Genomic DNA, 25,405 nt, shown 5'->3' on the forward strand with positions numbered 1-25,405 from the left:
CTGCGGGTGGCCCTGAAGCTTTGATATGGCCCGCGGCGCGGGGGGGTCAGATGAAGACCAGGATATCGTCCAGGACCACCGGCGTGCCGTCGTCGGCGGCGATCGTCACCGCGAGGATATCGTCGAAAGCGGCGTTGTTCTCGGGCAGGGTGTCGCCACCGCCCAGGAAATCACCTTCGAAATCCAGCACCGCCGCTGGAGTCGCGCCGTCGATCACGAAGTCGAAGCTGTCGTCCTCGACCAGTCGCAGATAATATTCGCTGAAGCTCGCGCCGAAGCTGCTCTCGGTTTCCACGACGCCGATCCGGTATGTGGTGATCGTTACCGTCGCCGTGACCGCGTTCGCGAGGTTCAGCGACAGACCCTCCAGGTCGAAGGCGGTTCCGACGCTCGACGGCAGCGGATTCGGGACCGGAAAATTGAGTCCGGCAGACGTGGTTCCGAGAAGCACGCCGCCGTCGTCCGGGCCGAAGCTCTGGCCCGGGGCGAGCAGGGCAAAGCGGTCTTCGAGCACTTCTTCGAATATGGGTTCGTTGCGTTCGTCCAGCACCGGCTCATCGGATTCGTTCAGCACCGGTTGCAGCGTCGTGCTGAAGGTCCCCGTAAGCACGTTGTCGCCGCCGACCGTCGTCTGGCCGTTGACCAGACCGCCGGGCGCGCGTTCGTCAAGCTCGTCGGTTTCGACTACGTTGGCGAGGCCAGTCACGCCCAGCGGGCCAACTTCCGTAACGGGAAGGATAAAGGACGGGTCCGCGGCGGCGAATTCTTCGAAGTCGATGACCACGGTTTCGGGTTCATCCGGCGCCAAAGGCGGATTGACGAAATTCACCACGATCTGGCCCGCGGTCGAGACGAAGCCGTCCGACACGCTGTATTCCAGCGTGACCAGTTGCTCTTGACCGGGGTCGAGCCCGACATCTTCGAACGACACGGTCAGGACATTGCTGTCGGGGTCGAAACTGTAAGGCACGGTGATCGGCACCCCGGTGGCTTCGTCGATGCCTGCAACCAACTGCCCAAGCTCGAGTGTCAGCGAATCGCCGTCGGGATCCGATATGAGGTCGTCGAAATCGACCACGAGATCGCCCGTGACTTCACCGGGCAACGGTCCGGATCCGCCGAAGGGGTCGGGCGAAGACGGATAGCCCGCCACTCCGGGAATGTTCAGCGCCACCGGAGCCCGGTTTCCGGGCGGGGCGGGCGTGTCGCCGGTCAGTTGCAGCGTGATGATGTTCCGGTCCAGCGAGCCGATGCTGTCCTCGACCACGTAGGTCAGAAGGAAGGTCTCTGCCTCGCCCTCGTTCAGCCCGAACTGCACCGGGTCGATGATCAGCGCGCCGCCTTCGCCGAGGTCCACACCGCCGGAAAACACGACGGCAGAGGCGGGATCGCCGCGCACCAGCAAAGTGATCGTCAGTACCTCGTTCGGGGTCGGGTCGGTGACGAAAGCAGAGATCGGGATCGAGATCGGCCCGTCTTCTTCATCCGCGATCACCGTGATCGGGTTCGCCGTGGGCGGAACGTTTCCGGTGAACACAGGGTCATCCTGCCCGACGATGGTCAGATCGAATGCGCCGTTGGCGCTGTCGTTGCCGGTGTCGCCGCTGTCGTCGGTCACCGTGTAGGAAAAGCGCACGGTCAGGTCATCGCCTGTGTCGAGACCCGCGATCGTGGTCGGGTCGATCGCGATCCGCCCGCCCGCCAGTACGGTGAAAGCGATCAGCGCGCTGTCGCGGCTCAGCGCGATGTTGCTGAAGGTCAGCGTATCGCCGTCGACCTCGGACACCTGGTCGTTGAGGTCGATGACGAAGGGGCCGTCGGCCTCGTTGAAGGTCAAGTCGGTGTTCAGCGCAACGGGCACGTCGTTGATCGCGTTCACCGTCAGAGTCACATCGGCAAAATCTGTGCCGCCGTTGCCGTCCGAAATCTCGTACCGGATGGTGTCACCGCCGTTGAAGTTCAGGTTGGGCGTATACAGCAACTGCCCGCCCGCGGTGACCGCCACCGTGCCGTTATCCGCCGATGCGGAGGTGATGGTCAGCGTATCGCCGGTGTCGACATCCGTGTCGTTGGCCAGAACGTCGATCAGCAACGGCGTGTCTTCATCGGTTGCGGCGGCGTCATCGGTGGCCACGGGCGCGTCGTTGACGCCGTTGATCGTCACATCGAAGTCCACCGATCCCAGGTTGCCGTCGGCATCCTGCACCGAGACTGACAAAGTTTCGACCGCGCTGGCCCCGGCGGCCAGATCGTCGCGGAACCCGACCGGGTTGAAGGTGAAGGAAAAACTGCGCCCGGTCCCGACCACCGGCACCAGTGCTGCGTTGCTCAGCGGCGTGATTGCCACCGTGCCGGGGAAGGTCACCCCGGCGATGCTGAGCGCGTCGCCTTCGAAATCATAGGCCGACACAGTCAGCACCACGGGTGTCTCTTCGTCGGTCACAACGTCCTGGGCCACCACAAGCGGGCCGTTGTTGACCCGGATGTCATAGGTGAAATCGTCGAATTGCAGGAATGCAAAACGCGTCAGCGTGTCGGTGCCCTGATCGCCGTCGGCGGCGTTCAGGTCCGTCACCTCGAACGTGTCGCGCAGCCCGGCATCTGGATCGAACACGAAATCCAGGATCGAGCCTGCAAAGACCGCCGTGTCGATGCCGCGTCGACCGAAGAGGGTATCGTTGCCCAGGCCGCCGAAGACCGTGTCGTTGCCGAGGCCCGCGTCGATGTGGTCGTCGCCGTCGCCGCCGTCGATCAGGTCGTCACCGCTGCCGCCCTTGATCGTGTCGTTGCCCTCGCCGCCATAGACCTCGTCATCGCCGCCGCCGCTCTTGATATCGTCGTGGCCCGCACCGCCGTTGACCGTATCGTTGCCTTCGCCGCCGTTCAGCCCGTCGTCCCCCGCGAAGCCGTCGATCGAATCGTCGCCGTCCCCGGCGATGATCTTGTCGTTCTCGGTGGTGCCCTCCAGGGTTTGGCCGCTGTCGTCGCCGATCAGGCGGAAGCTGAAGGTCGGTGTGGCATCGGGGGCCGGTGCGGACAGCATGGCGCTCGTGGCCCCGAATTCAGGCGAGATAGAAAAGCTGCGCATCCATTCTGGATAATCGAAATAAGGCGGAAGCGGTTCGGGGCCGAGTAACGGCGATGAAAATGGGTCCATGAAACATCTCCCGGTGAATGCGTTGAAAAAGTGGTATCACAGGAAACTCGGCCTGTCCCGCAAAAGCGCATGCTCAGACGGGCCAGGTTCGCGATTTTATCTGGCGTTTCGGGCGCCTTAGCCCAGCCGGTCCAGGAGGGCGCGAGACGGCTCTCCGGTTGCGGGAACGCCGAGGCTGGATTGGTAGGCGCGGATCGCCTCCTGCGATTTCGGGCCGATCACCCCGTCGGTACCGCCGGTGTCGAAGCCATTCGCGGTGAGACGTTGCTGCAGGCGGCGGCGATCGTCGATGGTCAGGCCATAGCGGTCAGGCGGAAAATCCGACCGCAAGGGTCCCGCGCCGGCGATCCGGTCCGACAGGTAGCCGACGCCGATGCCGTAATTCTCGGAGTTGTTGTAGCGCAGGATCACGTCGAAATTCCGAAATGCGAGGAAGGCCGGACCAGAGGCCCCCTGCGGCAGCAGGAGCGCCGCCGGGCCGTGATCGGGCAGGGCACCGCCGCCTGCGCTTCTGACGCCCAGCGTCGACCACTCAGATACCGGCCGGCGCCGTCCGCGCCCCGCGAGGCCGGCGTTGAACCCGGACGGCAACCGCGCCTCCAGCCCCCAGGGCATACCGCGCCGCCAGCCCGAGTCGGACAGATAGGCCGCGGCAGAGGCCAGCCCGTCGGTGGGATCGTCGGACCAGATGTCACGACGTCCGTCGCCGGCAAAGTCCACCGCATGGGCCTGGTAGGTCGTCGGAATGAATTGCGTATGCCCCATCGCTCCGGCCCAGCTGCCGACGAGGCCCTGCGCCGACACGTCGCCGCGTTGCAGGATGCGCAGGGCCGCCATCAGCTGGCTTTCGAAGAAATCACCGCGCCGTCCGTCGAAGGCCAGCGTCGAGGTGGCAGAGATCACCGGAATGTCGCCGCGGCGCGCGCCGTAGTTGCTCTCCATCCCCCAGACCGCCGCGACAACATGCGAAGGCACGCCGTAACGCGCCTCGATCTGGCCCAGCAGTCCGCGGGTCCGGGCGAATTGAGACCGGCCGGTCGCGACCTTTTCCTCCGAGGCGACAATGGCGAGGTAATCCTCGAGCGACCGTTTGAATTCCGTCTGGTTGCGGTCGCGGGTGACCACCCCCGGCAGATACCCTGCGGAGCGGAACGCGGTGTCCAGCACATCCGCTCGGATGCCGCGCGACTGGGCGCGGCTGCGGAAGCTGGCGACCCAGGCGTCGTAGGCGGGGTTCGGCTGCGGCTGAAGGTCGGGATCGGCGGCGGGCGTCAGGCGTCCCACCGGGCCTGCGCCGCCACCACAGCCCGCCAGAAAGGCGGCGGCCCCGAGAACTGTGAAACTGCGTCTTGTGACCTGCATCTTGTGCCCCTGTTTGCCGACAGAGTGCGGCCTTTGCCGCCGGGCTGCAAGCAGGGTTTTAGGGATCGCGCGGGTTTGAGAAGGAGCCCGCCGACCCGAGCCCTCAACCCGAACAGGAGGCCCCGCCCAGCACGCAGAACTTGGCGCAGTGCGGATGGTTCAGCGCCACGTCGCGCTCGGCCTCTTCGAGCGTCGCTCCCAGCTCGAATTCCGGGGAATAGGGCAGCAGCGTGCAGGCCAGGACGGCCGGTTTTTCGGCGCCCTTGCGCTTGACCACCATGCGGGACGAGGCGCACATGACGTCCTTGGGGTCCTTGTTCAGGATGCCCCAGCAGGCGGTGGTGATCTCGGGCACCTCGACACTTTCATCCATCTCGGGAAACAGCACGCACATCGCCGGATCCGTCGCGTCGATCTCGAAACCTTCGGCCTCGAAAAGCGCCGCATAGCCCGCACGGCTTTGTGCGTCGGTCTCGTCCCACATGGTGCGCCCGGCGACGGCCATGCGGATGCCGGTGTCCCGCAGCCAGCGCATGCCCTCGAGCGTCTTCTCGAAGGTGCCGGCGCCGCGTTCGGCGTCATGGTTGTCTGCGGACCAGTGATCGACCGAGATGCGCAGGGTGAGCTTGTCGCCATACTCGGCCTGCAACGCCGCGAGCCCCTCACGCATCTTGCGCCGCATCATCGGGCGCATGGCGTTGGTGAGGATCAGCACCTCGTAGCCGCGCGCGAGACAGGCGCGGGTCATGCCGATCATCTCGGGGTTCATGAAGGGCTCGCCGCCGGTGAACCCGATTTCGGTCACGCCCCAGCCGCGTGCGTCGAGCTGGTCGAGATACTCGGCCACCTCCGCCTCGGTGATGTAGACCAGGGCGTCGTTGCTGGGCGAACTTTCGATGTAGCAGTTCAGGCATTCGATGTTGCACAAGGTGCCGGTGTTGAACCACAGCGTCTGCGGATGGCTCAGCGCCACGCTGGCGCGCGGTTCACCGCCCGCGGTGACGGCCGGGTCGATGAATTTTCCGGCGTTTGCCCTGTTCGGCGTGTCTTTCATGACGGTACTCGTATCCTCTGGATTTCCAGACAGGTATCGGGGACGAGGACATCTGGCCAGCCCGGCGGTTTCGGTGTGACACCATTGTGATGCCGCGTCAGAGTGTTAGACTTTGCAAAAGACATGCGCTAAATGGGCGTCGTTAGCGCTAACGGCGGGGGCGTTCGGGCCCGAGAGTCCGCCGGACAACTACAGGAGTGCCCTGACATGGTTTCGCGAGTCATCCCGGTCGATCCCTTCGATCTTGTCATCTTCGGCGGCACCGGCGACCTGGCGCGGCGCAAGATCCTGCCGGGTCTGTTCCGCCGCTTCTGTGCCGGCCAGATGCCCGAAGAGGCGCAGATCATCGGCGCCGCGCGGTCCGAGATGGACGATGACGGCTACCGTCAACTGGTGCGCGACGCGATCGAGGAATTCGGCGACAAACCCGTGCCCGAAGGCGGGGCGCTGGACGCGTTTCTCGCCCGGCTGGGCTATGTTCAGGTGGATGCCACCGGAACCGACGGCTGGGAGGAACTGAGCCGCCGCATTACCGAAGACCGGGTGCGGGCCTTCTATTTCTCCGTCGGTCCGTCGCTTTTCGGCGACCTCGCGGAGCGGTTGCACCAGTACGGCATGGCCTCGGGCCAAAGCCGCATTGTGGTCGAGAAACCCTTCGGGCATGACCTGGGCACCGCGAAGGCGCTCAACGCCGTGCTGGCCCAGCATTTCGACGAGACGCAGATCTACCGGATCGACCATTACCTCGGCAAGGAGACGGTGCAGAACCTGATGGCCGTCCGCTTCGGCAACGTGCTGTTCGAACCGCTGTGGAACGCGCAATATGTCGATCACATCCAGGTCACCGTGGCCGAGACCGTGGGCGTCGGCGGGCGCGGCGGCTATTACGACAAGTCGGGCGCCATGCGGGACATGGTGCAGAACCACCTCATGCAGCTGCTGTGTCTCATCGCCATGGAGCCGCCGGCGAAGTTCGAACCGGATTCGGTGCGGGACGAAAAGCTCAAGGTCATCCGCGCGCTGGAACCGGTGGAGCCGCATCACATCGTGCGCGGCCAGTACGACGCCACGGAAAAGGAGCCGGGCTACCGCGAGGATGTCGAGGATCCGAAATCACGGACCGAAAGCTTTCTGGCGATGAAGGTGCATATCTCGAACTGGCGGTGGGCCGGCACGCCGTTCTACCTGCGCACCGGAAAGAGGCTGCGGGCGCGGACCTCGGAAATCGCCGTGGTCTTCAAGGACGCGCCGCATTCGATCTTCGGCGCCGAGGCGGGGCGCCACCGCAATGTGCTGATCATCCGGTTGCAGCCCAACGAGGGCATGACACTCGACGTGACGATCAAGGAGCCGGGGCCGGGTGGCATGCGGCTGGTCGACGTGCCGCTGGACATGACCTTTGCCGATGCGCTGGGGCCGGATGCGGACGAGGTGCCGGATGCCTACGAACGGCTGATCATGGACGTGATCCGCGGCAACCAGACACTCTTCATGCGAGGGGACGAGGTCGAGGCCGCCTGGGCCTGGACCGATCCGATCATCGCCGGCTGGGCGGCGCGCAACGACGTGCCCAAGACCTATGACGCGGGCAGCGCAGGGCCCGAGGATTCGCTGATGCTGATGCATCGCGACGGGCGTAAATGGCGGGAGATCAAGGCGTGACCTACGAATTTCAGGACTACCCCGACCGCGAAATGTTGTTCATCGACCTGGCCGGGCAGCTTGCCGGGGACCTGCGCGCGGCATTGTCTCGCAACGACCGTGTGGCCTTTGCCGTGCCGGGCGGGACCAGCCCCGGCCCGGTCTTCGACGACCTGTGCGCCACGGACCTGGCCTGGGACCGGGTCGACGTGATGCTGACCGACGAACGCTGGGTGCCCGAGGATTCGGACCGCTCCAACACCCGGCTGCTGCGCGACCGGCTGCTGACCGACAAGGCCGCCAAGGCGCAGCTCTTGCCGATGTACATGCCCTGCCAGGAACCCGAGGACCGGCTGGAAGAATTGACCGCCATCATCGAGGCGGAGCTGCCGCTCTCGGTGGTTCTGCTGGGCATGGGCGCGGACATGCACACCGCGTCGATCTTTCCCGGCGCCGACCAGCTGGACGCGGCGCTGCGCCCCGATGCGCCGGTGCTGGTGCCGATGCGCGCACCCGGCGCGCCCGAGCCTCGTGTGACGCTCTCGGCGCGGGTGCTGAACGACGCGATCCGCAAGCACATCCTGATCATGGGCGCCGACAAACGCGCGGCGCTCGAGAATGCCAAGGGCAAAACGGTGCAGGACGCACCGATCAACGCCGTTCTGGACGGCGCCATCGTACACTGGGCGGAGTAAGGCACATGTGGGACAGCATCAGGGCTCAAGCAGAGCGGGTCGGCGACCGGCAGATCCTCGACCTCTTCGACAACGACAACCGGGCCGAGGAATTCTCGCTTCGCGCCGCCGGCATGCTCTTCGACTATTCCAAGACCCAGCTTGACGAACAATCGCGCGCGGCGCTGATCGCTCTGGCGCAGAATGCCGGTGTCGAACAGCGCCGGGCCGAGATGTTCTCGGGCGGGAAGATCAACGAAACCGAAGGCCGCGCGGTGCTGCACACCGCCTTGCGCAACCTCGACGGCGGTCCGGTGATGGTCGACGGCGAAGATGTCATGCCCGGCGTTCTCGACACGCTGAAGCGGATGACGGCGCTGGCGGAAGAAATCCGCGCGTCGGACGTGACGGATGTGGTCAACATCGGCATCGGCGGCTCCGACCTTGGGCCGAAGATGGCGGCGATCGCCCTCTCGCCTTACCACGACGGGCCGCGCTGTCATTTCGTGTCGAACGTCGACGGTGCCGACATCTCGGACGTGCTGCGCCGGTGTAACCCGGAAAAGACGCTGTTCATCGTCGCGTCCAAGACCTTTACCACGATCGAGACGATGACCAACGCCCGCACCGCCAAGGCCTGGATGGAGGACAAGGGCGTGCCGATCGAGGGCCGTTTCGTCGCGCTGTCTTCCAACGCGGAAAAGGCCGCCGAATGGGGCATCCCGGCGAAGAAGGTGATCGGCTTCGAGGATTGGGTCGGCGGGCGCTACTCGGTCTGGGGGCCCATCGGTCTGTCGCTGATGATCGCCATCGGGCCCGAGGCCTTCACCGCCTTCCTGCGCGGGGCGCAGCAGATGGACCGCCATTTCCAGTCCGCCGCCCTGCATCAGAATATGCCGGTCCTGCTGGCACTGGTCGGCATCTGGCACAACCAGGGGCTGGGCCACGCCACCCGCACCGTGCTGCCCTACGACAACCGCCTGTCCCGGCTGCCCGCCTACCTTCAGCAACTCGAGATGGAGAGCAACGGCAAGCGCGTGTCGATGGACGGCGCCGACCTGACCGTCGACAGCGGTCCCGTGGTCTGGGGCGAGCCGGGCACCAATGGACAGCACGCCTTCTACCAGCTGATCCACCAGGGCACGCGGGTCGTTCCCTGCGAGTTCCTGGTCGCAGCGGAAGGGCATGAACCGGACTTGCGGCACCATCACCAGTTGCTGATCGCGAACTGCCTCGCGCAGTCCGAGGCTCTGATGCGCGGCCGGTCGCTGGAAGAGGCGACCGAGATCATGGCCGCGAAGGGTCTGGTGGGGCCGGAGCTTGACCGGCAGGCCCGGCACCGTGTGTTCCCGGGCAACCGGCCCTCGACCACGTTGATCTATCCGCAGCTCACGCCCGAGGTGCTGGGCAAGATCGTGGCCCTCTACGAACACCGGGTGTTCGTCGAAGGCGTGGTGCTGGGTATCAACTCCTACGATCAATGGGGCGTCGAGCTGGGCAAGGAACTGGCCACGACGCTCGGTCCGATGGTGTCGGGAGAGCAGGCGCCCGACGGCAAGGACGGGTCGACCCGCCAACTGATCACCTATGTGCAGCGTTATTCCGGCTGAACCGCATCGGCCGGGCTGGCCTGCGCGCTTTTGCCGCGCCGCGAACGCCTCACACCCGCTCGCGGTTCCGTGAGAATCGCGAAATATATTTGGCTTCGGCGGGGGAACGCGCACCGCAGGCCCGGGTTGATTTCGCACAACGTCTTCAACACGAAGGATGCGATATGAAAACCCTTATGACCACCACCGCACTCGCCCTGACCATCGCCGCAGGCTCTGTCTATGCGCAGAGCGAGAACAACGGCGAGCAGATGGAGCAGAACCTCGAAAATGCCGGCGAGAGCCTTGAGAACGCAGGCGAAAACGCCGCGGATGCGACGGCCAATGCCGCCGAGGAGGCGGGCGACGCCGTAGAGAACGCGGCCGAGAACACCGCCGCCGCCGCAGAAAACGCGGCCGAAGAGACCGAACAGGCTGCGGAGAACGCCGCCGAGGAAACCGGCGAAGCCATGGACAACGCCGCGGCTGAAACCGAGGAAACCATGGACGAGGCGGCTGCCGAGACCGAAGAGACCATGGACGAAGCCGCTGCCGCAACCACGGACATGGCATCGAACGACACCAACATGATCCGCGTCCGCGACATTCTGGGCGGCGACATCTATTCGGTCGACAGCCAGAACGGCGTCGCCGAATTCTCGACCCAGGAATACAGCGAAATGGGCGAGGACTGGACCGACATCGGCGAGATCGAGGACATCATCCTGACGTCCGACGGCAAGATCAGCGGCATCGTTGCCGAGGTCGGCGGCTTCCTCGGCATCGGCGACAAGCACGTGATGCTCGAAATGCAGAACGTTCAGCTCGTCCCGGTCGAAGACGAAACCTACAAGGTCATCGTTGGCTACAGCGAGGAAGAGCTGGAGAACATGCAGTCGGTCGATGAATCCCCGATGAACTAAGCGGTCCGGGGTCCTCAGGACCTTCGACGCGAGACAAGGGCGCCTTCCGGAGCGGAGGGCGCCTTTTTCGTGTCAGGGGATATCGACGTCGGGATCGGCCAGGGTAAAGCCGTCGAAGTGGAAGGCTGGCGAGACCGTACAGCCCACCAGCGTCCAGGCCCCTGTGCTGCGCGCCGCCTGCCAATGTCCCTCGGGCACGATCACCTGCGGCGCGGCACCGGCGTCGAAATCCGGCCCCAGCAGCAGATCCTGCCGCGGACCGTCGAGCGTTTCGGAGAGCGACAGCACCAGAGGCGCGCCCGCGTAGAAATGCCAGATCTCCGTCGCATCGACCCGGTGCCAATGGCTGCGTTCGCCCGCTGTCAGCAGGAAATAGATGCAGCTGCCCGCGGGCCGGTCACCGTCCTTGGCCTCGGCCAGCCAGGTTTCGCGGTAATGCCCGCCCTCGGGATGCGGGGCAAGGTTCAGGCGGGCGATCAGCGTTTCTGCGTCCATGGCGTCCTCTGCGTGCGGTGGGCTCAAGCCCGGTTAACCAATTCTCCGCAGTCTCTGCCGCGACATCGACGCAGGCAAGGGGCCAGAGATGACAACCGACCAGATCACCGCAGACGACCGCGTGCGCCGCATCGCCGAAGAGATCGTCGCCCGCGAAGGCGGCTATGTAAACGATCCCGACGATCCGGGCGGCGCCACGAATTTCGGTGTCACGCTTGGCACGATGCAACGACTTGGGCTGGATATCACCGGCGACGGGCGCGTGACCGAGGCCGACGTACGCCGCCTGAGTCGCGCCCAGGCGGTACAGATCTTCACCACGCATTACTTCCTGCGTCCGCGGATCGCCGAACTGCCGCCGGCGCTGCATGCCACGGTCTTCGACATGTACGTGAACGCAGGTGCCAATGCGGTGAAGATCCTGCAGCGCCTGCTGATGGACATGCGGCAGGAGGTGGCGGTCGACGGCATCATCGGCCCGCAGACCATCGCCGCCACCGCCCGCGCCCAGGCCGCGGCACCGGATCACCTGGCCGACGCCTACGGCATCGCGCGGCGCAATTACTACTTCGCGCTGGCCGACCGCCGCCCCGCAAGCCGCAAATACGCGCGCCGCCGCGACGGCGGCAAGGGCGGCTGGATCCGCCGCGCCGAAGAATTCATCTCGCCGCGCTTTCACCTCACCGAGGCGCAGTTCAGGGCACGGGTGGCGGCATGGGGCTGATCGAACGCATTCTCGGCCTCGTTTTCGGATCGGGCCGCAACGTGGTGGCGGAAACCGCCGAAGTCTTCCGCGTCAATGCCGAGGCGCAGGCGGGCCGCGAGGCCGGTCTGCAGGGCCAGGCGCTTGAACAGTTCGGGCAGGAATTCCGCCTGGCCAGACGCGGCTGGTTCGACCGGCTGATGGACGCGCTCAACCGCGTGCCGCGACCGGCCATGGCGCTGGGGACGCTGGGCCTCTTCGTGGCGGCGATGGTGGACCCGGTCTGGTTCGCCGCACGCATGGCCGGGATCGCGCTGGTGCCGGAACCGCTCTGGTGGTTGCTGGGCGCCATCGTCAGCTTCTATTTCGGCGCGCGCCACCAGGCCAAGGGCCAGGATTTCCAGCGCGACCTGGCCGTGACAATGGCCGCCGTCCCGCAGGTGGTGCGCACCGTGACCGACATCGAGGACCTGCGGTCCGCGCCGGATGCGTCGCCGACATCCTCTGACAACCCCGCGCTCGAGGAATGGCGCGCCGCGCGCGCCCACGGCTGAACCAATGTTATCCTGGCCCCTTCCGCGCGGTAGGCGTCCCACCTGCGTGATACCCGTTCCGCATGTGACACGCTGCCAGTCGCACCAGAGTTCGCCCCCATCTTCATCTTGCCCATAAACCTCCGGGGAGCGCGAGGGGCAGCGCCCCTCGCATCTGGCACGCGACGACCATCACCGCGCTTCCCGGCTTGTCGCCCCCCGACCCATGTGGCACCTCTTGCCCCAAACGCAGGAGATGCCCATGAAACCCACGATCATCCGCCCGCAGGGCCTGCCGGACAGCGTCTCGAGCCCGGTGGTGACGCCGATCATGCCGTCGGTGGTCTATGCCTCCGACACGCCCGACGCGCTTGATGCGCAGTACGAGGGCCGCACCAGCGGCTACACCTACGCCCGCGAGGGCCACCCCAATGCCGATGTCCTGGCCCGTCGCATCGACGCGCTCGAAGGCGCGACAGGCGGCATCGTCACCGGGTCGGGCATGGCGGCGGTCACGGCGGCGCTGCTGGGGCTGTGCAAGGCAGGCGATCACGTACTGGGCGGCGACCAGCTTTATGGCCGGTCGCTGCGGATGATGCGGGACGACCTGCCGCGGCTGGGGATCGAAACGACGCTGGCCGATCCCACCGATGCCGCGTCGATGGAGGCGGCCCTGCGCGAGACCACCCGCCTGGTGCTGATCGAGGTGGTGTCGAACCCGACGCTGCGGCTGGCCGATCTCGACGGGATCGCGGCGCTGTGCAAGGCGCGGGACATCCTGCTGGTCGTGGACAATACCTTCACCACGCCACGCGCCATCAAGCCTTTCGAACAAGGCGCCGACGTGGTGCTGCATTCGGTGACCAAGCTGCTTGCGGGCCATTCCGACGTGACGCTGGGCTGGGTGGCCGCGAAAGACCCGGATCTGCAAAGGCAGCTCTACGATTTCATCGTCACCACAGGGCTCACCCCCAGCCCCTTCGACTGCTGGCTGGCGGAGCGCGGCCTGGTCTCGTTCGATCTGCGTTTCGACCGCGCCCAGCGCACTGCCGAGACGCTGGGCCGCTGGCTGGCGGGGCAGGCGGGGGTGACGCGGGTACTTTACCCAACGCGCGACGACCATCCCGACCGCGCCCGGGCGCAGGCGCTGCTGCGCGGGACGGGCGGCAACATGCTCAGCTTTGAGATCGAGGGCGGGCGCGCGGCGGCCAATGCCTTTGCCGCGGCGGCCGAAGGCGTGGCCTTCGCGCCGACCCTGGGCGATGTGGGCACGACCCTGTCGCATCCCGCCTCGAGCTCGCATCGCGGCCTCACCCCCGAGGCCCGCGCGGCGATCGGCATCTCCGAAGGGTTCTTCCGGGTCTCTGTCGGGCTCGAGGATCCGGAGGCGCTTCAGGACACCTTTGGCGCCGGTCTCGCAGCGGCGCGGGGGGCAAGGTGAGCGACCCCGCGCGCTTTGTCGACGCGGTGCCGCTGCCGGCGGTGCTGATCCGCCGCGACGAACGGATCGAGGCCGCCAACGGCGAGGCGCGCAGCCTGTTGGGCGACGCCATCGCGGGGCGGCATTTCATCACCGCCCTGCGCCAGCCGCAGCTGCTCGACACGATCGAGGCGAGCCTGCGCGACCGGCAGCCGCGCCGCACGCGGTACCTGACCAACGACGGCCGGCAGGACACGACTTTCGACGTGTCGGTGCGCGCGGTGTCGCTCGGCCAGGATGCCGGGGTGCTGGTGGTCTTCCAGGACGTGACCCAGCTGGAACAGGCGGGCCAGATGCGCCGCGATTTCGTCGCCAACGTCAGCCACGAGCTGCGCACGCCGCTGACCGCGCTCATGGGCTTCATCGAGACGCTGAAAGGCCCCGCCCGCGACGATGCCGCGGCGCGCGACCGGTTCCTGACCATCATGGAGACCGAGGCGGGCCGGATGAACCGGCTGGTGCGCGACCTGCTGAGCCTCAGCCGGGTCGAGGCGGACGAACGCATGCGGCCCACGATGCAGGTCGATCTGGGCGGGCTGATCCGCTCCACCGCGACCGGCATGGAACCGCTCGCGCAGGACTCGGGTGTCGTACTGAACCTGGACCTGCCGGACGCTTTCGTGATGCGCGGGGATGCCGACCAGCTGCGGCAGGTGCTGACGAACCTCATGGAGAACGCGATCAAGTATTCCGGCGCCGGCGCCACCGTCACCGTGCGGCTGAGCGCGCCGGACTACCTCGCACCCCTGCGCGGCAACGGTGTCGTGCTGGAGGTTCAGGATACCGGTCCGGGGATGGAGCCGCGCCACATTCCGCGTCTGACCGAGCGTTTCTACCGGGTGGACTCGCACCGGTCGCGGGAAAAGGGCGGCACCGGGCTGGGGCTCGCCATCGTCAAGCATATCGTCAATCGCCACCGCGGGCGGTTGCGCATCGAAAGCGCACCGGGGCAGGGCAGCACGTTCAAGGTGATCCTGCCGGTGGAGTGAGGCGGGGCGCGGTCAGAGTGCGGTGCCGGGCAGTGCGACGGCGATGGCGGCAAAGAAGCAGGCCGAAGCGATCAGCACGAAGAAATGCCAGATCGCATTGGCGAATTTCAGGCTCTCCCAAAGGTAGAAAACGACCCCCAGCGTGTAGAGCAGCCCACCCGCGACCATCAGCGCCAGGGCCGCGCCGGGCACCATCGGCACAAGCGACGACAGCAGCAGCACCGCCAGCCATCCCATGACCATGTAGAACACCCAGTCGGCCCGGCCCGGCGTGCGCCAGAAGAAGAGCTTGCGCACCATGCCGAAGGCCGCGAGACCCCAGATCACCGTCAGCACGAGATAGGCAAGGCCCGAGCCGATCAGCACTGCGAGCGGCGTGTAGGTGCCCGCGATCTTGAGGTAGATTGCGGCGTGGTCGATGCGCCGCAGAATCGGTCGCGGCCCCTCCCAGGGGGTCATGTGATAGCAGGCCGAGGCCAGGAAGGTCGCCACCAGCGCCGCACCGTAGACCGCGAGCGCCGCCCGCGTGCCGGCGTCCGAAGCTTCGGCGGTGACCATTAGCAGGAACGCCGCGCCGATGATGGCGCCCGCGACGCCGATCACGTGCATGGCACCATCGGCAAGTCGTTCGGAACGGGCATAGGCGGGATAGGGCATCGGGGCACCTTTGGCGCGGTCTGTCTTCAACATACCCCGCATACGTGGCTTTTTCGTGGCGCTTGCCCAGCGGGGCGCGATGACGCGGGCATCCCAGACGGTCTACCGTTCCTCCAGTCATCCGCAGGACAGTACACCGGTCGCAAACGTGCTGTCCCCAGGATGACGACCCCGTCTTCCCTATCTCCGGTAAGGCGCGCGACCGGACACCCGCCTCAAGCCACCGCACCAGCCCTGAATCCGTGCCAAATCTGCCAGTCTTCGGTGAAAAACGGCCGGATCGCCTGCATTCGTGCGCAAACTGCACTAGTTTGCCGGTCATGAAACAGTTTTTGACCCGTATCGACACGCTGCGCCAGACCCGGGCCGGCTCTGCCATTGAACAGCTGGGCCATTTCGTGGTTTTCGCGCTGCGGCGTTTTTTCAACGAGCGCATGAACAACTCGGCCGCTTCGCTCACCTATTCGACACTGCTGGCGCTGGTGCCGCTGCTGGTGATCGCCTTTGCCATCCTGTCCAGCTTTCCGGCCTTCAACGAAGTCAAGGGCCGCATGCAGGAGCTGTTCTTCAGCGCCGTCGTGCCCGAGGCGGGGGCGGCGATCTCGGACTACCTGACGAATTTCACCCAGAATGCCAGCAACCTGACCGCGGTGGGCATCGTGGCACTGGCGGTGGCGGCGCTGCTGCTGCTGTCCACGGTCGAGGACACGCTGAACCGGGTCTGGCACGTCGACCGGCCGCGGCCGATCCTCGTGCGTCTGCTGATCTTCTGGGCGATCCTGACGCTGGGGCCGCTGCTGATCGCGGCCAGCATCACCCTGACCTCGGACCTGCGCGCCATCGCCAGCAGCAGCAACCTTCAGATGCTGGGGGTGGAGGCCGACACCGACTTCACCAAGACGGCGCTGGCGACCTTCTTCCTGAGCGTGCTTATCAACATCGTGGGCTTCACCGCGCTGTTCGTGCTGGTGCCCGCGCGCCGCGTGCGTATCCGCCACGCGATTATCGGGGCGACATTTGCTGCCATTTCCTTCGAGGTGCTGTCCTGGGGGTTCAACACCTTCTACAGTTCCGGGTCGAGCTACGAGACGATCTACGGTGCGGTCGCCGCCGTGCCGGTCTTCCTCGTCTGGATCTACACCAGCTGGATGGTGATCATCCTCGGCGCGGTCTTCGCCGCCTCCTTTCCGGACTGGTGGGAATCGCGGTCGGCGGTGCTGGGCGCGGATCTGTCCGCGTCAGGCAAGCTGCAGGTGGCTGTGGCGGTGCTGGCGCGGCTGATGACCCACGCCCGGACCGGACGCACCATCGACGTCGAGGACCTCGTCGATGCCGCCCCGCTCGAGGCACGCGACGAGATCGTCGAGCAGTTGACCACCGCGGGCTACCTCGTGGAGACCGAGAACGGCTGCATTGCCCTGTCGCGGGATCTTTACGTGACGACGCTGCACGATCTTGCCCGCGACCTCGGCTTGTCGCTGGGGCTCGATCCGGCGTCCGAGGAGGCAGTGCCCGAGGCACTTCGCGCGCGGCTGGGGCCGGAGACCGAGGCGGTGCGCGACCGGCTGGAGCGGCTGTTCGACGCCGAATCTGGCATCCTCGACGCGCCGCTGGCAGAGCTTCTCAAGGCGCGCGACGACGGCGCGATGGACCGCGCGGCGGAATGATCCCGACGCAGCGGGGTGTCGCCACGTCAGCGCGCAGAAAAACCGCGCCGGCGGCGGTCGTCATGAAACTGTTACACGGCTGTCACAAAAGCATTGCGTGCGGCTCCTAGATGCGGGCCAAGGCCATCGTGGGGATGGTCACCGAAATGTCCTACAGGAGCATTCCATGACATCTGTGAAACTGACCGCCTCTGCTCTGGCGATCACTGCCGTCTGTGCCACCGCCGCCGCTGCCCGTGACAACGTGCAGATCGCCGGTTCCTCGACCGTGCTGCCCTATGCGTCGATCGTGGCCGAAGCTTTCGGTGAAAACTTCGACTTCCCGACGCCGGTCGTCGAATCGGGCGGTTCCTCCGCCGGTCTCAAGCGCTTCTGCGAAGGCGTGGGCGAGAACACCATCGATATCGCCAACTCCTCGCGTCCGATCCGCGAAAGCGACCTCGAGCTCTGCACCGAGAACGGCGTGGACGACATCATCGAAGTGCGCATCGGCTATGACGGCATCGTCTTCGCCAGCCAGCTGAACGGCCCGGAATTCACCGCCTTCGAAGCGTCGGACATCTTCAACGCCCTGGGGGCCAAGGTCCTGGTCGACGGCGAGATCGTCGACAACCCGCATACCCAGTGGGCCGATTTCAACGCCGATCTGCCGGCGGCCGACATCCTGGCCTTCATCCCGGGCACCAAGCACGGTACCCGTGAAGTGTTCGAGGAAAAGGTTCTGCTGCAGGGCTGCGAAGACACCGGCGCGATGCAGGCGATGATCGACGGCGGCATGTCCGAGGACGACGCCGAGGATGCCTGCCTCGACGTGCGCGGCAACGGCGTGACCGTCGACATCGACGGCGACTACACCGAAACGCTGGCACGCGTTGACAGCAACCCCAACGGCATCGGCGTGTTTGGCCTCGCATTCTACGAGAACAACACCGACTCGCTCAAAGTGGCGACCATCGGCGGCGTCGAGCCCAAGACCGAAACCATCGCCTCGGGTGAATACCCGGTGTCGCGCCCGCTGTTCTTCTTCATCAAGAAGGCCCACATCGGCGTGATCCCCGGCCTGAAGGAATATGCCGAGTTCTTCGTTTCCGACGAGATCGCAGGCCCGAACGGCCCGCTGTCCAACTACGGCCTGGTGTCCGATCCCGAGCTGGCACAGACCCAGGAAGCCGTCGCCAACGAGGAAACCCTCGGCGAGGGCATGTAAGCAGGCGCAGCGCGGCAGCCCCGGCGGCTGCCGCCCGGCCCGACCTTCTGCACCGGGGGCGCTTGGTCCCCGGTGCCGTTTCCCTCCAAGCTCTTTCAAAGGCCCGTTCAGATGCCCGCAAGCTGGATTTTCCTGATCGTCGTGGTCCTTGCCGCCGCCGGATACGTGCTGGCCCGCGGCCGGGCGATGGCCTCGGCCGGCGGCGATCAGCGTCGCCTGCATTCGCTCCCGAGCTATTACGGCACCAATGCCGCAATGGCCGCCGCCGTCCCGGCGCTGGGGCTGCTGGCGATCTGGCTGATCGCGCAACCCATGGTCAGCGACCTCTACGTGTCCTCCGGCCTGCCCGAGGCGATCCAAGCCGATGCCGGCGAACGGTCGCTGGCGATGGCCGACGTGCGCCGCGTTGCGGACGGGCTCGATTATGCGGTGTCGCAGGGCGCGATGACGCGCGAAGAGGCCGCCAACCTGTCGGTTTCGGCCAACGACATCCGCGAGCGGCTGGGCGCGGTGGGCATCGCCCTCGGGTCCGACGTGGACGAGACGACGCTGGAACTTGCGCAGCAATATCGTAACCTGACCAACACCGGTAACACGATCCGGACGGTGCTGGTGCTGCTGGTGGCGCTGGCCAGCTTCGGCGCCGCCTACATGATGACCGCAAAGGATTTCCGCGCCCGCAACACGGTCGAGCGCGCGGTGCTGATCCTGCTGATCGCCGCAGCCTGCGTGGCGATCCTGACCACCATCGGCATCGTCTTTTCGCTGATCTTCAACACGCTCGATTTCTTCTCGCGCTATCCGGCGGCGGAGTTCTTCCTGGGCACCACCTGGCAGCCCAGCTTTTCCGGGCGCGGCGGCGGGTCCGAACTGGGTTTCCTGCCGCTGATCTGGGGCACGCTCTACATCTCGATCATCGCGCTTGCCGTGGCAGTGCCGCTGGGCCTCTTCTCGGCGATCTACCTGTCGGAATACGCGTCAAAGCCGGTGCGGTCGGTGGTCAAGCCGCTGCTCGAGGTGCTGGCGGGCATTCCCACGATCGTCTACGGCCTCTTCGCGCTGCTGACCGTCGGCCCGCTGCTGCTGAGCGCTTTCGGGAACGACGGCGTGCTGCAGCTGGGCTGGATGTCGGGCGGCACCGCGGCGATGACGGCGGGGCTGGTCATGGGCATCATGCTCATTCCCTTTGTCAGTTCGCTGTCGGACGACATCATCAACTCGGTCCCGCAGGCGATGCGCGACGGCTCCTACGGGCTGGGCGCCACGCAGTCCGAGACCATTCGCCAGGTGATCCTGCCCGCGGCCCTGCCGGGCATCGTCGGCGCCATCCTGCTGGCCGCCAGCCGCGCCATCGGCGAGACGATGATCGTCGTGCTGGGGGCAGGGGCCGCGGCATCGCTGTCCCTGAACCCTTTCGAAGCCATGACCACCGTGACCGCCAAGATCGTCAGCCAGCTGACCGGCGACGGTGAATTCAACAGCCCCGAGACGCTGGTCGCCTTCGCGCTGGGGATGACGCTCTTCGTCATCACCCTGGCGCTGAACGTGCTGGCGCTCTGGATCGTCCGCCGTTACCGGGAGCAATACGAATGACCGACGCAACCTCTGCCTCCGCCCCGGCGTCGCAGCCGCCCCGCATCGGGTCGATCCTGCACGAATCCGACCGCACGAAGCGCCGCAACGCCGCCGAGAGACGTTTCCGCTTGTATGGCGTGATCGCGATCAGCATCGGCATGCTGTTCCTCGCGGCGTTGCTGTTCGCCATCGTGCGCAACGGCATCCCGGCCTTCACGCAGACCTACATGACGGTGCAGATCGAACTGCCCGCGGATGTGCTGGACGAAAACGGCAACCGCGATCCCGAAGACCTGAGGAAGGTGTCGACCTTCGGGTACAATCCGCTGATCGCCGCGGCGCTGGAGCGGACCGTGTCCGAAGCCGGCATCGAGACCGAGATCACCGACGGCAGCGACCTGCGCGACATGCTGTCGAGCGCTGCGGGCGCGCAGCTGCGCGACACGGTTCTGGCGGACCCCGACGTTATCGGCACCACGCAGGAATTCCGCCTGCTGGCCTCGAGCCGCGTCGACGGTTACATGAAGGGGCGCGTTGATCGCGAGAGCCTGGCGCGCGATCCGAACCTCAGCCCGGAACACCTGGACGTGGTCGACGGGCTGGTCGACGCCGGAGCGATCAACCGCAGCTTCAACTGGCCGTTCATCACCGGCTCTGACGCCTCCGAAAGCCGCCCCGAACAGGCCGGCATGGGCGTCGCGATCCTGGGGTCGTTCTTCATGATGCTGGTGGTGCTGGTGCTGTCGCTGCCCATCGGCGTCGCCGCGTCGATCTACCTCGAGGAATTCGCACCGCAGAACAAGTTCACCGATTTCATTGAGGTGAACATCTCGAACCTCGCCGCGGTGCCGTCCATCGTGTTCGGTATCCTGGGCCTTGCCGTGTTCATCCAGTTCGCGCATCTGCCGCAATCGGCGCCGCTGGTGGGCGGTCTCACGCTGACGCTGATGACCCTGCCGACCATTGTGATCTCGACCCGCGCGTCGCTCAAGGCGGTGCCGCCCAGCATCCGCGACGCGGCGCTGGGTGTGGGGGCCAGCAAGATGCAGTCGGTGTTCCATCACGTGCTGCCGCTGGCGATGCCCGGCATCCTCACGGGTACGATCATCGGCCTCGCGCAGGCGCTTGGCGAAACCGCGCCGCTTTTGCTCATCGGCATGGTGGGTTACATCGCCACCAACTATCCCGACGGGGTGGCCTCGGGCTTCCTCGATCCCAACTCGGCCATGCCCGCGCAGATCTTCGAATGGGCGAAACGCGCCGATCCGGCCTATTACGAACGCGCCTGGGGCGGTATCATCATCCTGCTCGTGTTCCTGCTGACCATGAACCTCATCGCCATCCTGCTTCGCCGCAGGTTCGAGCGTCGCTGGTAACGGAGAGACAACATGTACGACGTGCCAAATTCGGAGAGAACCGTGACCGCAACCGATACCAAGATCGCCGCGAAGGGCGTACAGGTCTATTACGGCGACACCCACGCCATCAAGGACGTGGACGTGCAGATCGCCGACAAGACCGTCACCGCCTTCATCGGCCCCTCGGGCTGCGGCAAGTCGACCTTCCTGCGCTGCCTGAACCGGATGAACGACACCATCGACATCTGCAGGGTCGAGGGCGACATCCACATCGACGGCGAGGATATCTACGACAAGCGTGTCGATCCGGTGCAGCTGCGCGCCAAGGTCGGCATGGTGTTCCAGAAACCCAACCCGTTCCCGAAGTCGATCTACGACAACGTGGCCTACGGCCCGCGTATCCACGGCATGGCCCGCAACAAGGCCGAGCTTGACGACATCGTCGAGTCGGCTTTGCGCCGCGCCGCGCTCTGGAACGAAGCCAAGGACCGGCTCCAGGCGCCGGGGACGGGCCTGTCGGGCGGTCAGCAGCAGCGTCTCTGCATCGCCCGCGCGGTGGCCACCGAACCCGAGATCCTGCTGATGGACGAGCCCTGTTCGGCGCTCGATCCCATCGCCACGGCCCAGGTCGAAGAACTGATCGACGAGCTGCGCCAGAACTACGCGGTGGTGATCGTCACGCACTCGATGCAGCAGGCCGCGCGGGTCAGCCAGAAGACCGCCTTCTTCCACCTGGGCAACCTGGTGGAATACGACGACACCAACAAGATCTTCACCAATCCTACCGACAAGCGCACAGAGTCCTACATCACCGGACGGATCGGATAAGTCATGCACGAGATGAACGAACACATCGCCTCGGCCTTCGACCGGGACCTGGAGGGCATCCAGGCACAGATCATGAAGATGGGCGGCCTGGTCGAGACCGCCATCCGCGATGCGGCGAAGTCGCTCGAGACCCGCGACGAGGAACTGGCCGAACGCGTGCGCGCCGGCGACCGGGTCATCGACGCGCTTGAGGAACGGCTGAACGAAGAGGCCGCGCGGGTCATCGCCCTGCGCGCACCCACCGCCGTCGACCTGCGGGTGATCCTGTCGGTGATGCGCATGTCCGCGAACCTCGAACGCATCGGCGACCTCAGCAAGAACATGGCCAAGCGCACCGGCGTTCTCGTGCAACTGCAGCCCATCAACGGGTCGTCCAGCACCCTGCGGCGCATGGCGCGCGAGGTCGAGCTGATGCTCAAGGACGCGCTCGACGCCTATATCCAGCGCGACGCGGAACTGGCACAGGACGTGATCGAACGCGACCGCGACGTCGACCAGATGTACAATACGCTCTTCCGCGAATTCCTGACCTTCATGCTCGAGGATCCGCGCAACATCACCGCCTGCATGCATCTGCATTTCATTGCCAAGAACATCGAGCGCATGGGCGACCACGTGACCTCGATCTCGGAACAGGTGGTTTTCCTCGTGACTGGCGCCAAGCCCGGCGTCCCGCGGCCCAAGGGCGATCTGACCTCGACCGACGCCAGCTACAGCGTCGAAGCGGGCGCAGAGCAGGAGTGACGGCATGAGCGCGGATCAGCCGGTGGTTCTGGTGGTCGAGGACGAGGCGGCGCAGCGCGAGGTGCTGAGCTACAACCTCGAGGCCGAAGGCTTTCGCGTGGCGCGCGCCGAGAACGGCGAAGAGGCGCTGATGATGGTCGACGAAGAGGCGCCGGACATCATCGTGCTGGACTGGATGCTGCCCAATGTCTCGGGCATCGAGGTCTGCCGCCAGCTCAAGACCAAGGTCGGCACCCGCAACACGCCGGTGATCATGCTCTCGGCCCGGTCCGAAGAGGTGGACAAGGTGCGCGGTCTGGAAACCGGCGCCGACGACTACGTGACCAAGCCCTATTCTGTGGTCGAGCTCATGGCCCGCGTGCGCGCTCAGCTGCGCCGCACCCGCCCCGCCGCCGCCGGGCTGCGGCTTGAATACGACGACATCGTGCTCGATGCGGAAACCCACAGGGTCACCCGGTCGGGCGAGGCGCTGAAGCTGGGGCCAACGGAATTCCGGCTGCTCTCGACCTTCATGGAAAAGCCCGGCCGGGTCTGGAGCCGCGAGCAGCTTCTGGACCGGGTCTGGGGTCGCGACATCTACGTCGACACGCGCACGGTGGACGTCCACATCGGCCGCCTGCGCAAGGCGCTGAGCCAGCACGGAGGCACCGACCCGCTGCGCACCGTGCGCGGCGCGGGGTATGCGCTGGGGTAGGGTCCAAGGGTTTGCGCTGATCCGAGCTCTCACCCCACACCCGACCGGGATCGAGGTCGCTTGCGGCCGCGGGGCAGCGTGGCGCTTTGAAACCGGCTGTACCCTGACCTTTCAGCCCGCACCCACCCGGAACAAAGGCTGCTTGCAGCCGCCGGGCAGCGGCAGCCAGCCCACCGGGCTGCCGCTTTGGTTGAGCTTGGCACGTGGCTGCAAATTCGTCCGGATTGTGCTGGCATAAAGCGCTAAGCGGAACCGTCAGTGCGGCACCCCGCTGGCTGCCGGGCGAAGTAGCGCCAAGGCCCGGTTTCATCCCTTGCGCTTCACCATCCCGCGCGCGGGGTCATATCCCCAGAGCGCACAGGCCATGAACAGCACCGTCGCCAGCAACACCCACAAAAGCGCCATGCCGTTGAATTGCATGTACAGCGCGAAGCGGATCAGTTCGACCGCGTGGGTGAACGGGTTGAACGCGCAGATGTCGCGCAGGAGCGGGCTCGACTCCGCCATCTTCCACAGCGGGTAGAGCGCCGAGCTGAGAAAGAACATCGGGAAGATGACGAAATTCATCACGCCGGCGAAATTCTCCAGCTGCTTGATGAAGCTCGACAGCGCCAGCCCCAGCGCGCCCAGCATCAGCCCCGAGATCACCAGCGCGGGCAGGGCGGCGACATAGCCCCAGGCGTTCATCTCGATGCCGAAAAGCGCCGCGATGGCGAGGAAGGTATAGACCTGCACGATGGAAATCGCCGTGCTGCCCAGGAGCTTGCAGAAGAGCAGCCAGCCGCGCGGCAGGGGCGCCGTCAGCAAGAGCCGCATCGACCCGGTCTCGCGGTCGTAGACCAGGCTCAGGGAACTCTGCATCCCGTTGAAGAGCAGGATCATTCCGCAGAGGCCCGGCACGATATAGGTCTCGTAGGTGATGTAGGTCGCGTAGGGCGGGATGATCGACAGGCCGAGCGCGGCGCGGAACCCGGCGGCGAAGACCAGCAGCCAGACCAGCGGGCGCACCAGCGCCGCGACGAAGCGTTCGCGCTGGTGGATGAAGCGCAGCCCTTCGCGCAGGACGATGGCGCGGAGCGCAACGAGATAGGGAATCATAGCGCCGCCTCGGTGCTTTGGCGGGGCATCTGGGTCAGGTCCAGGAAATAGTCCTTGAGCGACTTGTCGCCGCGCAGCTCGGCGCAGGTGCCGCCCGCGAGGATGCGCCCCTGGTGCAGCAGCACCAGCTGATCGTCGTCGTAGACCTCGTCAGTCAGGTGCGTGGCCCAGAGGACGGTGAGGTTGTCCTCGGCACAGAGGCGGTGCACGTGCTCGGTGATCGACTGCCGCGCGGCAGCATCGAGCCCCACGGTCGGCTCGTCCAGCAGCAGCACGCTGGGGTCGTGGACCAGCGCCCGCGCGATCTCGGTCCGGCGGCGGTGGCCGCCGTTGAGGTTGCGCGCTTTCTCGCCCGCGCGCGCGCGGATTTCCAGCCGGTCGAGGGCGGCGTCGATGCGCCTGCGTGCATCGCGGCCCGAGAGGCCGTGCAGCGCGGCGAAGTAGCTCAGGTTCTGCCGGATCGTCAGATCGAGGTCCAGCGTCGGCGACTGGAACACCACGCCCATGCGCGCCAGCGCAGCGCGCGGCGTGCGGCCCATGTCCTGACCGGCAATGGAGATCCGCCCGTCTCCGGTGGTGAACAGCCGGGTCAGAAGCGAGAACAGCGTCGACTTGCCGGCGCCGTTCGGGCCCAGCAGCGCCGCAAATCGGCCCGGCGCCACGTCGAAGCTGACCGCGTCCAGCGCCACCTTGTCGCCGTAGCGGTAGCTGACGCGATCGACGGAAAGACCTTGGATCATGGCGAGTGTGCGTTTCTTTTCAGAGGGTTGCGCGTATCTGCGCGGGGGTTCGCAGACACTGTATCCGTGGCCGCGGCGCCTCTCAACCCCGCAAAGGGTCGGGGTGGGACCGGCGACCCGAAGCGCAGCCGCACGCGGGACTTGCAACGGCCCCGCGGCTTCGTGAAACTTGTCTCGGCGGCAATCTAGGCCAATGGTCTAATATCACCGCTGCCTCAGCCTGCTAGGCTGCCCGAA

22 protein-coding genes are annotated in these 25,405 nt (G+C 66.1%); 15 read left to right on the top strand and 7 right to left on the bottom strand.

Features of this window, described 5'->3' with window-relative positions:
• Window positions 1-46: 46 nt before the first annotated feature.
• The 3 genes from DU478_RS07865 to DU478_RS07875 all read right to left on the bottom strand — a co-directional run bounded on the left by DU478_RS07865 (window position 47) and on the right by DU478_RS07875 (window position 5,573).
• Window positions 47-3,043, bottom strand: a complete 2,997-nt coding sequence (locus DU478_RS07865) for an Ig-like domain-containing protein (RefSeq protein WP_158545757.1) — start codon at window positions 3,041-3,043, stop codon at window positions 47-49.
• 231 nt (window positions 3,044-3,274) lie between these two features.
• Window positions 3,275-4,519: a lytic murein transglycosylase gene (locus DU478_RS07870; protein ID WP_114510401.1), complete on the bottom strand. Its 1,245-nt coding sequence runs from the start codon at window positions 4,517-4,519 to the stop codon at window positions 3,275-3,277.
• A gap of 103 nt (window positions 4,520-4,622) precedes the next feature.
• Window positions 4,623-5,573, bottom strand: a complete 951-nt coding sequence (locus DU478_RS07875; RefSeq protein WP_114510402.1) for a radical SAM protein — start codon at window positions 5,571-5,573, stop codon at window positions 4,623-4,625.
• Between the two features lie 207 nt (window positions 5,574-5,780).
• Here DU478_RS07875 and zwf point away from each other — a divergent pair, with 207 nt between their 5' ends.
• The 4 genes from zwf to DU478_RS07895 all read left to right on the top strand — a co-directional run bounded on the left by zwf (window position 5,781) and on the right by DU478_RS07895 (window position 10,400).
• A complete protein-coding gene (gene zwf, locus DU478_RS07880; protein ID WP_114510403.1) occupies window positions 5,781-7,235 on the top strand; it encodes a glucose-6-phosphate dehydrogenase in 1,455 nt (484 codons plus the stop codon).
• Window positions 7,232-7,909 (top strand): 6-phosphogluconolactonase, encoded by a 678-nt coding sequence (gene pgl / locus DU478_RS07885; protein ID WP_233501156.1) that lies wholly within the window; start codon window positions 7,232-7,234, stop codon window positions 7,907-7,909. Before zwf ends, pgl begins: the two co-directional genes overlap by 4 nt.
• Window positions 7,910-7,914: 5 nt before the next feature.
• Entirely contained in the window at window positions 7,915-9,498 is a 1,584-nt protein-coding gene (gene pgi / locus DU478_RS07890; RefSeq protein ID WP_114510405.1) for a glucose-6-phosphate isomerase, read from the top strand.
• Between the two features lie 164 nt (window positions 9,499-9,662).
• Window positions 9,663-10,400 carry a PRC-barrel domain-containing protein gene (locus tag DU478_RS07895; RefSeq protein WP_233501157.1) on the top strand — a complete coding sequence of 246 codons (738 nt, stop codon included), beginning with the start codon at window positions 9,663-9,665 and terminating at the stop codon, window positions 10,398-10,400.
• Window positions 10,401-10,472: 72 nt separating this feature from the next.
• Here the strand turns inward: DU478_RS07895 and DU478_RS07900 are convergent, their stop codons facing one another.
• Complete coding sequence (locus DU478_RS07900) at window positions 10,473-10,895, bottom strand: cupin domain-containing protein (RefSeq protein ID WP_114510406.1); 423 nt, start codon at window positions 10,893-10,895, stop codon at window positions 10,473-10,475.
• Window positions 10,896-10,983: 88 nt separating this feature from the next.
• Between DU478_RS07900 and DU478_RS07905 the strand changes: the two genes are divergently transcribed.
• From DU478_RS07905 to DU478_RS07920, 4 genes are all read left to right on the top strand, one after another.
• The gene (locus DU478_RS07905; protein WP_114510407.1) at window positions 10,984-11,619 is read left to right on the top strand and encodes a holin-associated N-acetylmuramidase; all 636 of its coding nucleotides are present in this window, start codon (window positions 10,984-10,986) and stop codon (window positions 11,617-11,619) included.
• The gene (locus DU478_RS07910; protein WP_114510408.1) at window positions 11,610-12,152 is read left to right on the top strand and encodes a holin family protein; all 543 of its coding nucleotides are present in this window, start codon (window positions 11,610-11,612) and stop codon (window positions 12,150-12,152) included. Before DU478_RS07905 ends, DU478_RS07910 begins: the two co-directional genes overlap by 10 nt.
• 241 nt (window positions 12,153-12,393) lie before the next feature.
• Window positions 12,394-13,572, top strand: a complete 1,179-nt coding sequence (locus DU478_RS07915) for a trans-sulfuration enzyme family protein (RefSeq protein ID WP_114510409.1) — start codon at window positions 12,394-12,396, stop codon at window positions 13,570-13,572.
• Complete coding sequence (locus tag DU478_RS07920; RefSeq protein WP_114510410.1) at window positions 13,569-14,600, top strand: ATP-binding protein; 1,032 nt, start codon at window positions 13,569-13,571, stop codon at window positions 14,598-14,600. The genes DU478_RS07915 and DU478_RS07920 overlap by 4 nt, the downstream gene beginning before the upstream one ends.
• Before the next feature lie 12 nt (window positions 14,601-14,612).
• On the opposite strand, the gene trhA is transcribed toward DU478_RS07920, so the two are convergent.
• Entirely contained in the window at window positions 14,613-15,257 is a 645-nt protein-coding gene (trhA, locus tag DU478_RS07925; protein ID WP_114510510.1) for a PAQR family membrane homeostasis protein TrhA, read from the bottom strand.
• 320 nt (window positions 15,258-15,577) lie between these two features.
• Here trhA and DU478_RS07930 point away from each other — a divergent pair, with 320 nt between their 5' ends.
• From DU478_RS07930 to phoB, 7 genes are all read left to right on the top strand, one after another.
• Complete coding sequence (locus tag DU478_RS07930; protein ID WP_114510411.1) at window positions 15,578-16,924, top strand: YihY family inner membrane protein; 1,347 nt, start codon at window positions 15,578-15,580, stop codon at window positions 16,922-16,924.
• A gap of 166 nt (window positions 16,925-17,090) precedes the next feature.
• A complete protein-coding gene (locus DU478_RS07935; RefSeq protein ID WP_114510412.1) occupies window positions 17,091-18,131 on the top strand; it encodes a PstS family phosphate ABC transporter substrate-binding protein in 1,041 nt (346 codons plus the stop codon).
• Window positions 18,132-18,242: 111 nt separating this feature from the next.
• Window positions 18,243-19,724, top strand: coding sequence for a phosphate ABC transporter permease subunit PstC (gene pstC / locus DU478_RS07940; RefSeq protein WP_114510413.1), 1,482 nt, complete (start codon window positions 18,243-18,245; stop codon window positions 19,722-19,724).
• On the top strand, window positions 19,721-21,082 hold the full coding sequence (gene pstA / locus DU478_RS07945; protein WP_114510414.1) for a phosphate ABC transporter permease PstA: 1,362 nt from the start codon (window positions 19,721-19,723) through the stop codon (window positions 21,080-21,082). The genes pstC and pstA overlap by 4 nt, the downstream gene beginning before the upstream one ends.
• A gap of 12 nt (window positions 21,083-21,094) precedes the next feature.
• Complete coding sequence (pstB, locus tag DU478_RS07950; RefSeq protein ID WP_114510415.1) at window positions 21,095-21,892, top strand: phosphate ABC transporter ATP-binding protein PstB; 798 nt, start codon at window positions 21,095-21,097, stop codon at window positions 21,890-21,892.
• A gap of 3 nt (window positions 21,893-21,895) precedes the next feature.
• Window positions 21,896-22,636 (top strand): phosphate signaling complex protein PhoU, encoded by a 741-nt coding sequence (gene phoU, locus DU478_RS07955; protein ID WP_114510416.1) that lies wholly within the window; start codon window positions 21,896-21,898, stop codon window positions 22,634-22,636.
• A gap of 4 nt (window positions 22,637-22,640) precedes the next feature.
• A complete protein-coding gene (gene phoB, locus DU478_RS07960) occupies window positions 22,641-23,330 on the top strand; it encodes a phosphate regulon transcriptional regulator PhoB (RefSeq protein WP_114510417.1) in 690 nt (229 codons plus the stop codon).
• Window positions 23,331-23,636: 306 nt separating this feature from the next.
• On the opposite strand, the gene DU478_RS07965 is transcribed toward phoB, so the two are convergent.
• Together DU478_RS07965 and DU478_RS07970 are read right to left on the bottom strand one after the other, a co-directional pair.
• The gene (locus tag DU478_RS07965) at window positions 23,637-24,428 is read right to left on the bottom strand and encodes an ABC transporter permease (protein ID WP_114510418.1); all 792 of its coding nucleotides are present in this window, start codon (window positions 24,426-24,428) and stop codon (window positions 23,637-23,639) included.
• Window positions 24,425-25,165, bottom strand: a complete 741-nt coding sequence (locus DU478_RS07970) for an ABC transporter ATP-binding protein (protein WP_114510511.1) — start codon at window positions 25,163-25,165, stop codon at window positions 24,425-24,427. Before DU478_RS07970 ends, DU478_RS07965 begins: the two co-directional genes overlap by 4 nt.
• Between the last annotated feature and the right edge of the window lie 240 nt (window positions 25,166-25,405).

Source organism: Thalassococcus profundi, from assembly GCF_003344785.1.
Classification (GTDB): Bacteria; Pseudomonadota; Alphaproteobacteria; order Rhodobacterales; family Rhodobacteraceae; genus Puniceibacterium; species Puniceibacterium profundi.

Coding starts and splice junctions, on each gene's coding strand:
- DU478_RS07865 (WP_158545757.1), bottom strand. CDS start 3,043: ATGCTGTCCGCACCGGCCCCCGATGCCACACCGACCTTCAGCTTCCGC.
- pstB (WP_114510415.1), top strand. CDS start 21,095: ATGTACGACGTGCCAAATTCGGAGAGAACCGTGACCGCAACCGATACC.
- DU478_RS07900 (WP_114510406.1), bottom strand. CDS start 10,895: ATGGACGCAGAAACGCTGATCGCCCGCCTGAACCTTGCCCCGCATCCC.
- zwf (WP_114510403.1), top strand. CDS start 5,781: ATGGTTTCGCGAGTCATCCCGGTCGATCCCTTCGATCTTGTCATCTTC.
- DU478_RS07930 (WP_114510411.1), top strand. CDS start 15,578: ATGAAACAGTTTTTGACCCGTATCGACACGCTGCGCCAGACCCGGGCC.
- DU478_RS07875 (WP_114510402.1), bottom strand. CDS start 5,573: ATGAAAGACACGCCGAACAGGGCAAACGCCGGAAAATTCATCGACCCG.
- phoB (WP_114510417.1), top strand. CDS start 22,641: ATGAGCGCGGATCAGCCGGTGGTTCTGGTGGTCGAGGACGAGGCGGCG.
- DU478_RS07870 (WP_114510401.1), bottom strand. CDS start 4,519: ATGCAGGTCACAAGACGCAGTTTCACAGTTCTCGGGGCCGCCGCCTTT.
- pgi (WP_114510405.1), top strand. CDS start 7,915: ATGTGGGACAGCATCAGGGCTCAAGCAGAGCGGGTCGGCGACCGGCAG.
- DU478_RS07935 (WP_114510412.1), top strand. CDS start 17,091: ATGACATCTGTGAAACTGACCGCCTCTGCTCTGGCGATCACTGCCGTC.
- trhA (WP_114510510.1), bottom strand. CDS start 15,257: ATGCCCTATCCCGCCTATGCCCGTTCCGAACGACTTGCCGATGGTGCC.
- DU478_RS07910 (WP_114510408.1), top strand. CDS start 11,610: ATGGGGCTGATCGAACGCATTCTCGGCCTCGTTTTCGGATCGGGCCGC.
- DU478_RS07965 (WP_114510418.1), bottom strand. CDS start 24,428: ATGATTCCCTATCTCGTTGCGCTCCGCGCCATCGTCCTGCGCGAAGGG.
- DU478_RS07895 (WP_233501157.1), top strand. CDS start 9,663: ATGAAAACCCTTATGACCACCACCGCACTCGCCCTGACCATCGCCGCA.
- DU478_RS07905 (WP_114510407.1), top strand. CDS start 10,984: ATGACAACCGACCAGATCACCGCAGACGACCGCGTGCGCCGCATCGCC.
- pstA (WP_114510414.1), top strand. CDS start 19,721: ATGACCGACGCAACCTCTGCCTCCGCCCCGGCGTCGCAGCCGCCCCGC.
- phoU (WP_114510416.1), top strand. CDS start 21,896: ATGCACGAGATGAACGAACACATCGCCTCGGCCTTCGACCGGGACCTG.
- DU478_RS07915 (WP_114510409.1), top strand. CDS start 12,394: ATGAAACCCACGATCATCCGCCCGCAGGGCCTGCCGGACAGCGTCTCG.
- pstC (WP_114510413.1), top strand. CDS start 18,243: ATGCCCGCAAGCTGGATTTTCCTGATCGTCGTGGTCCTTGCCGCCGCC.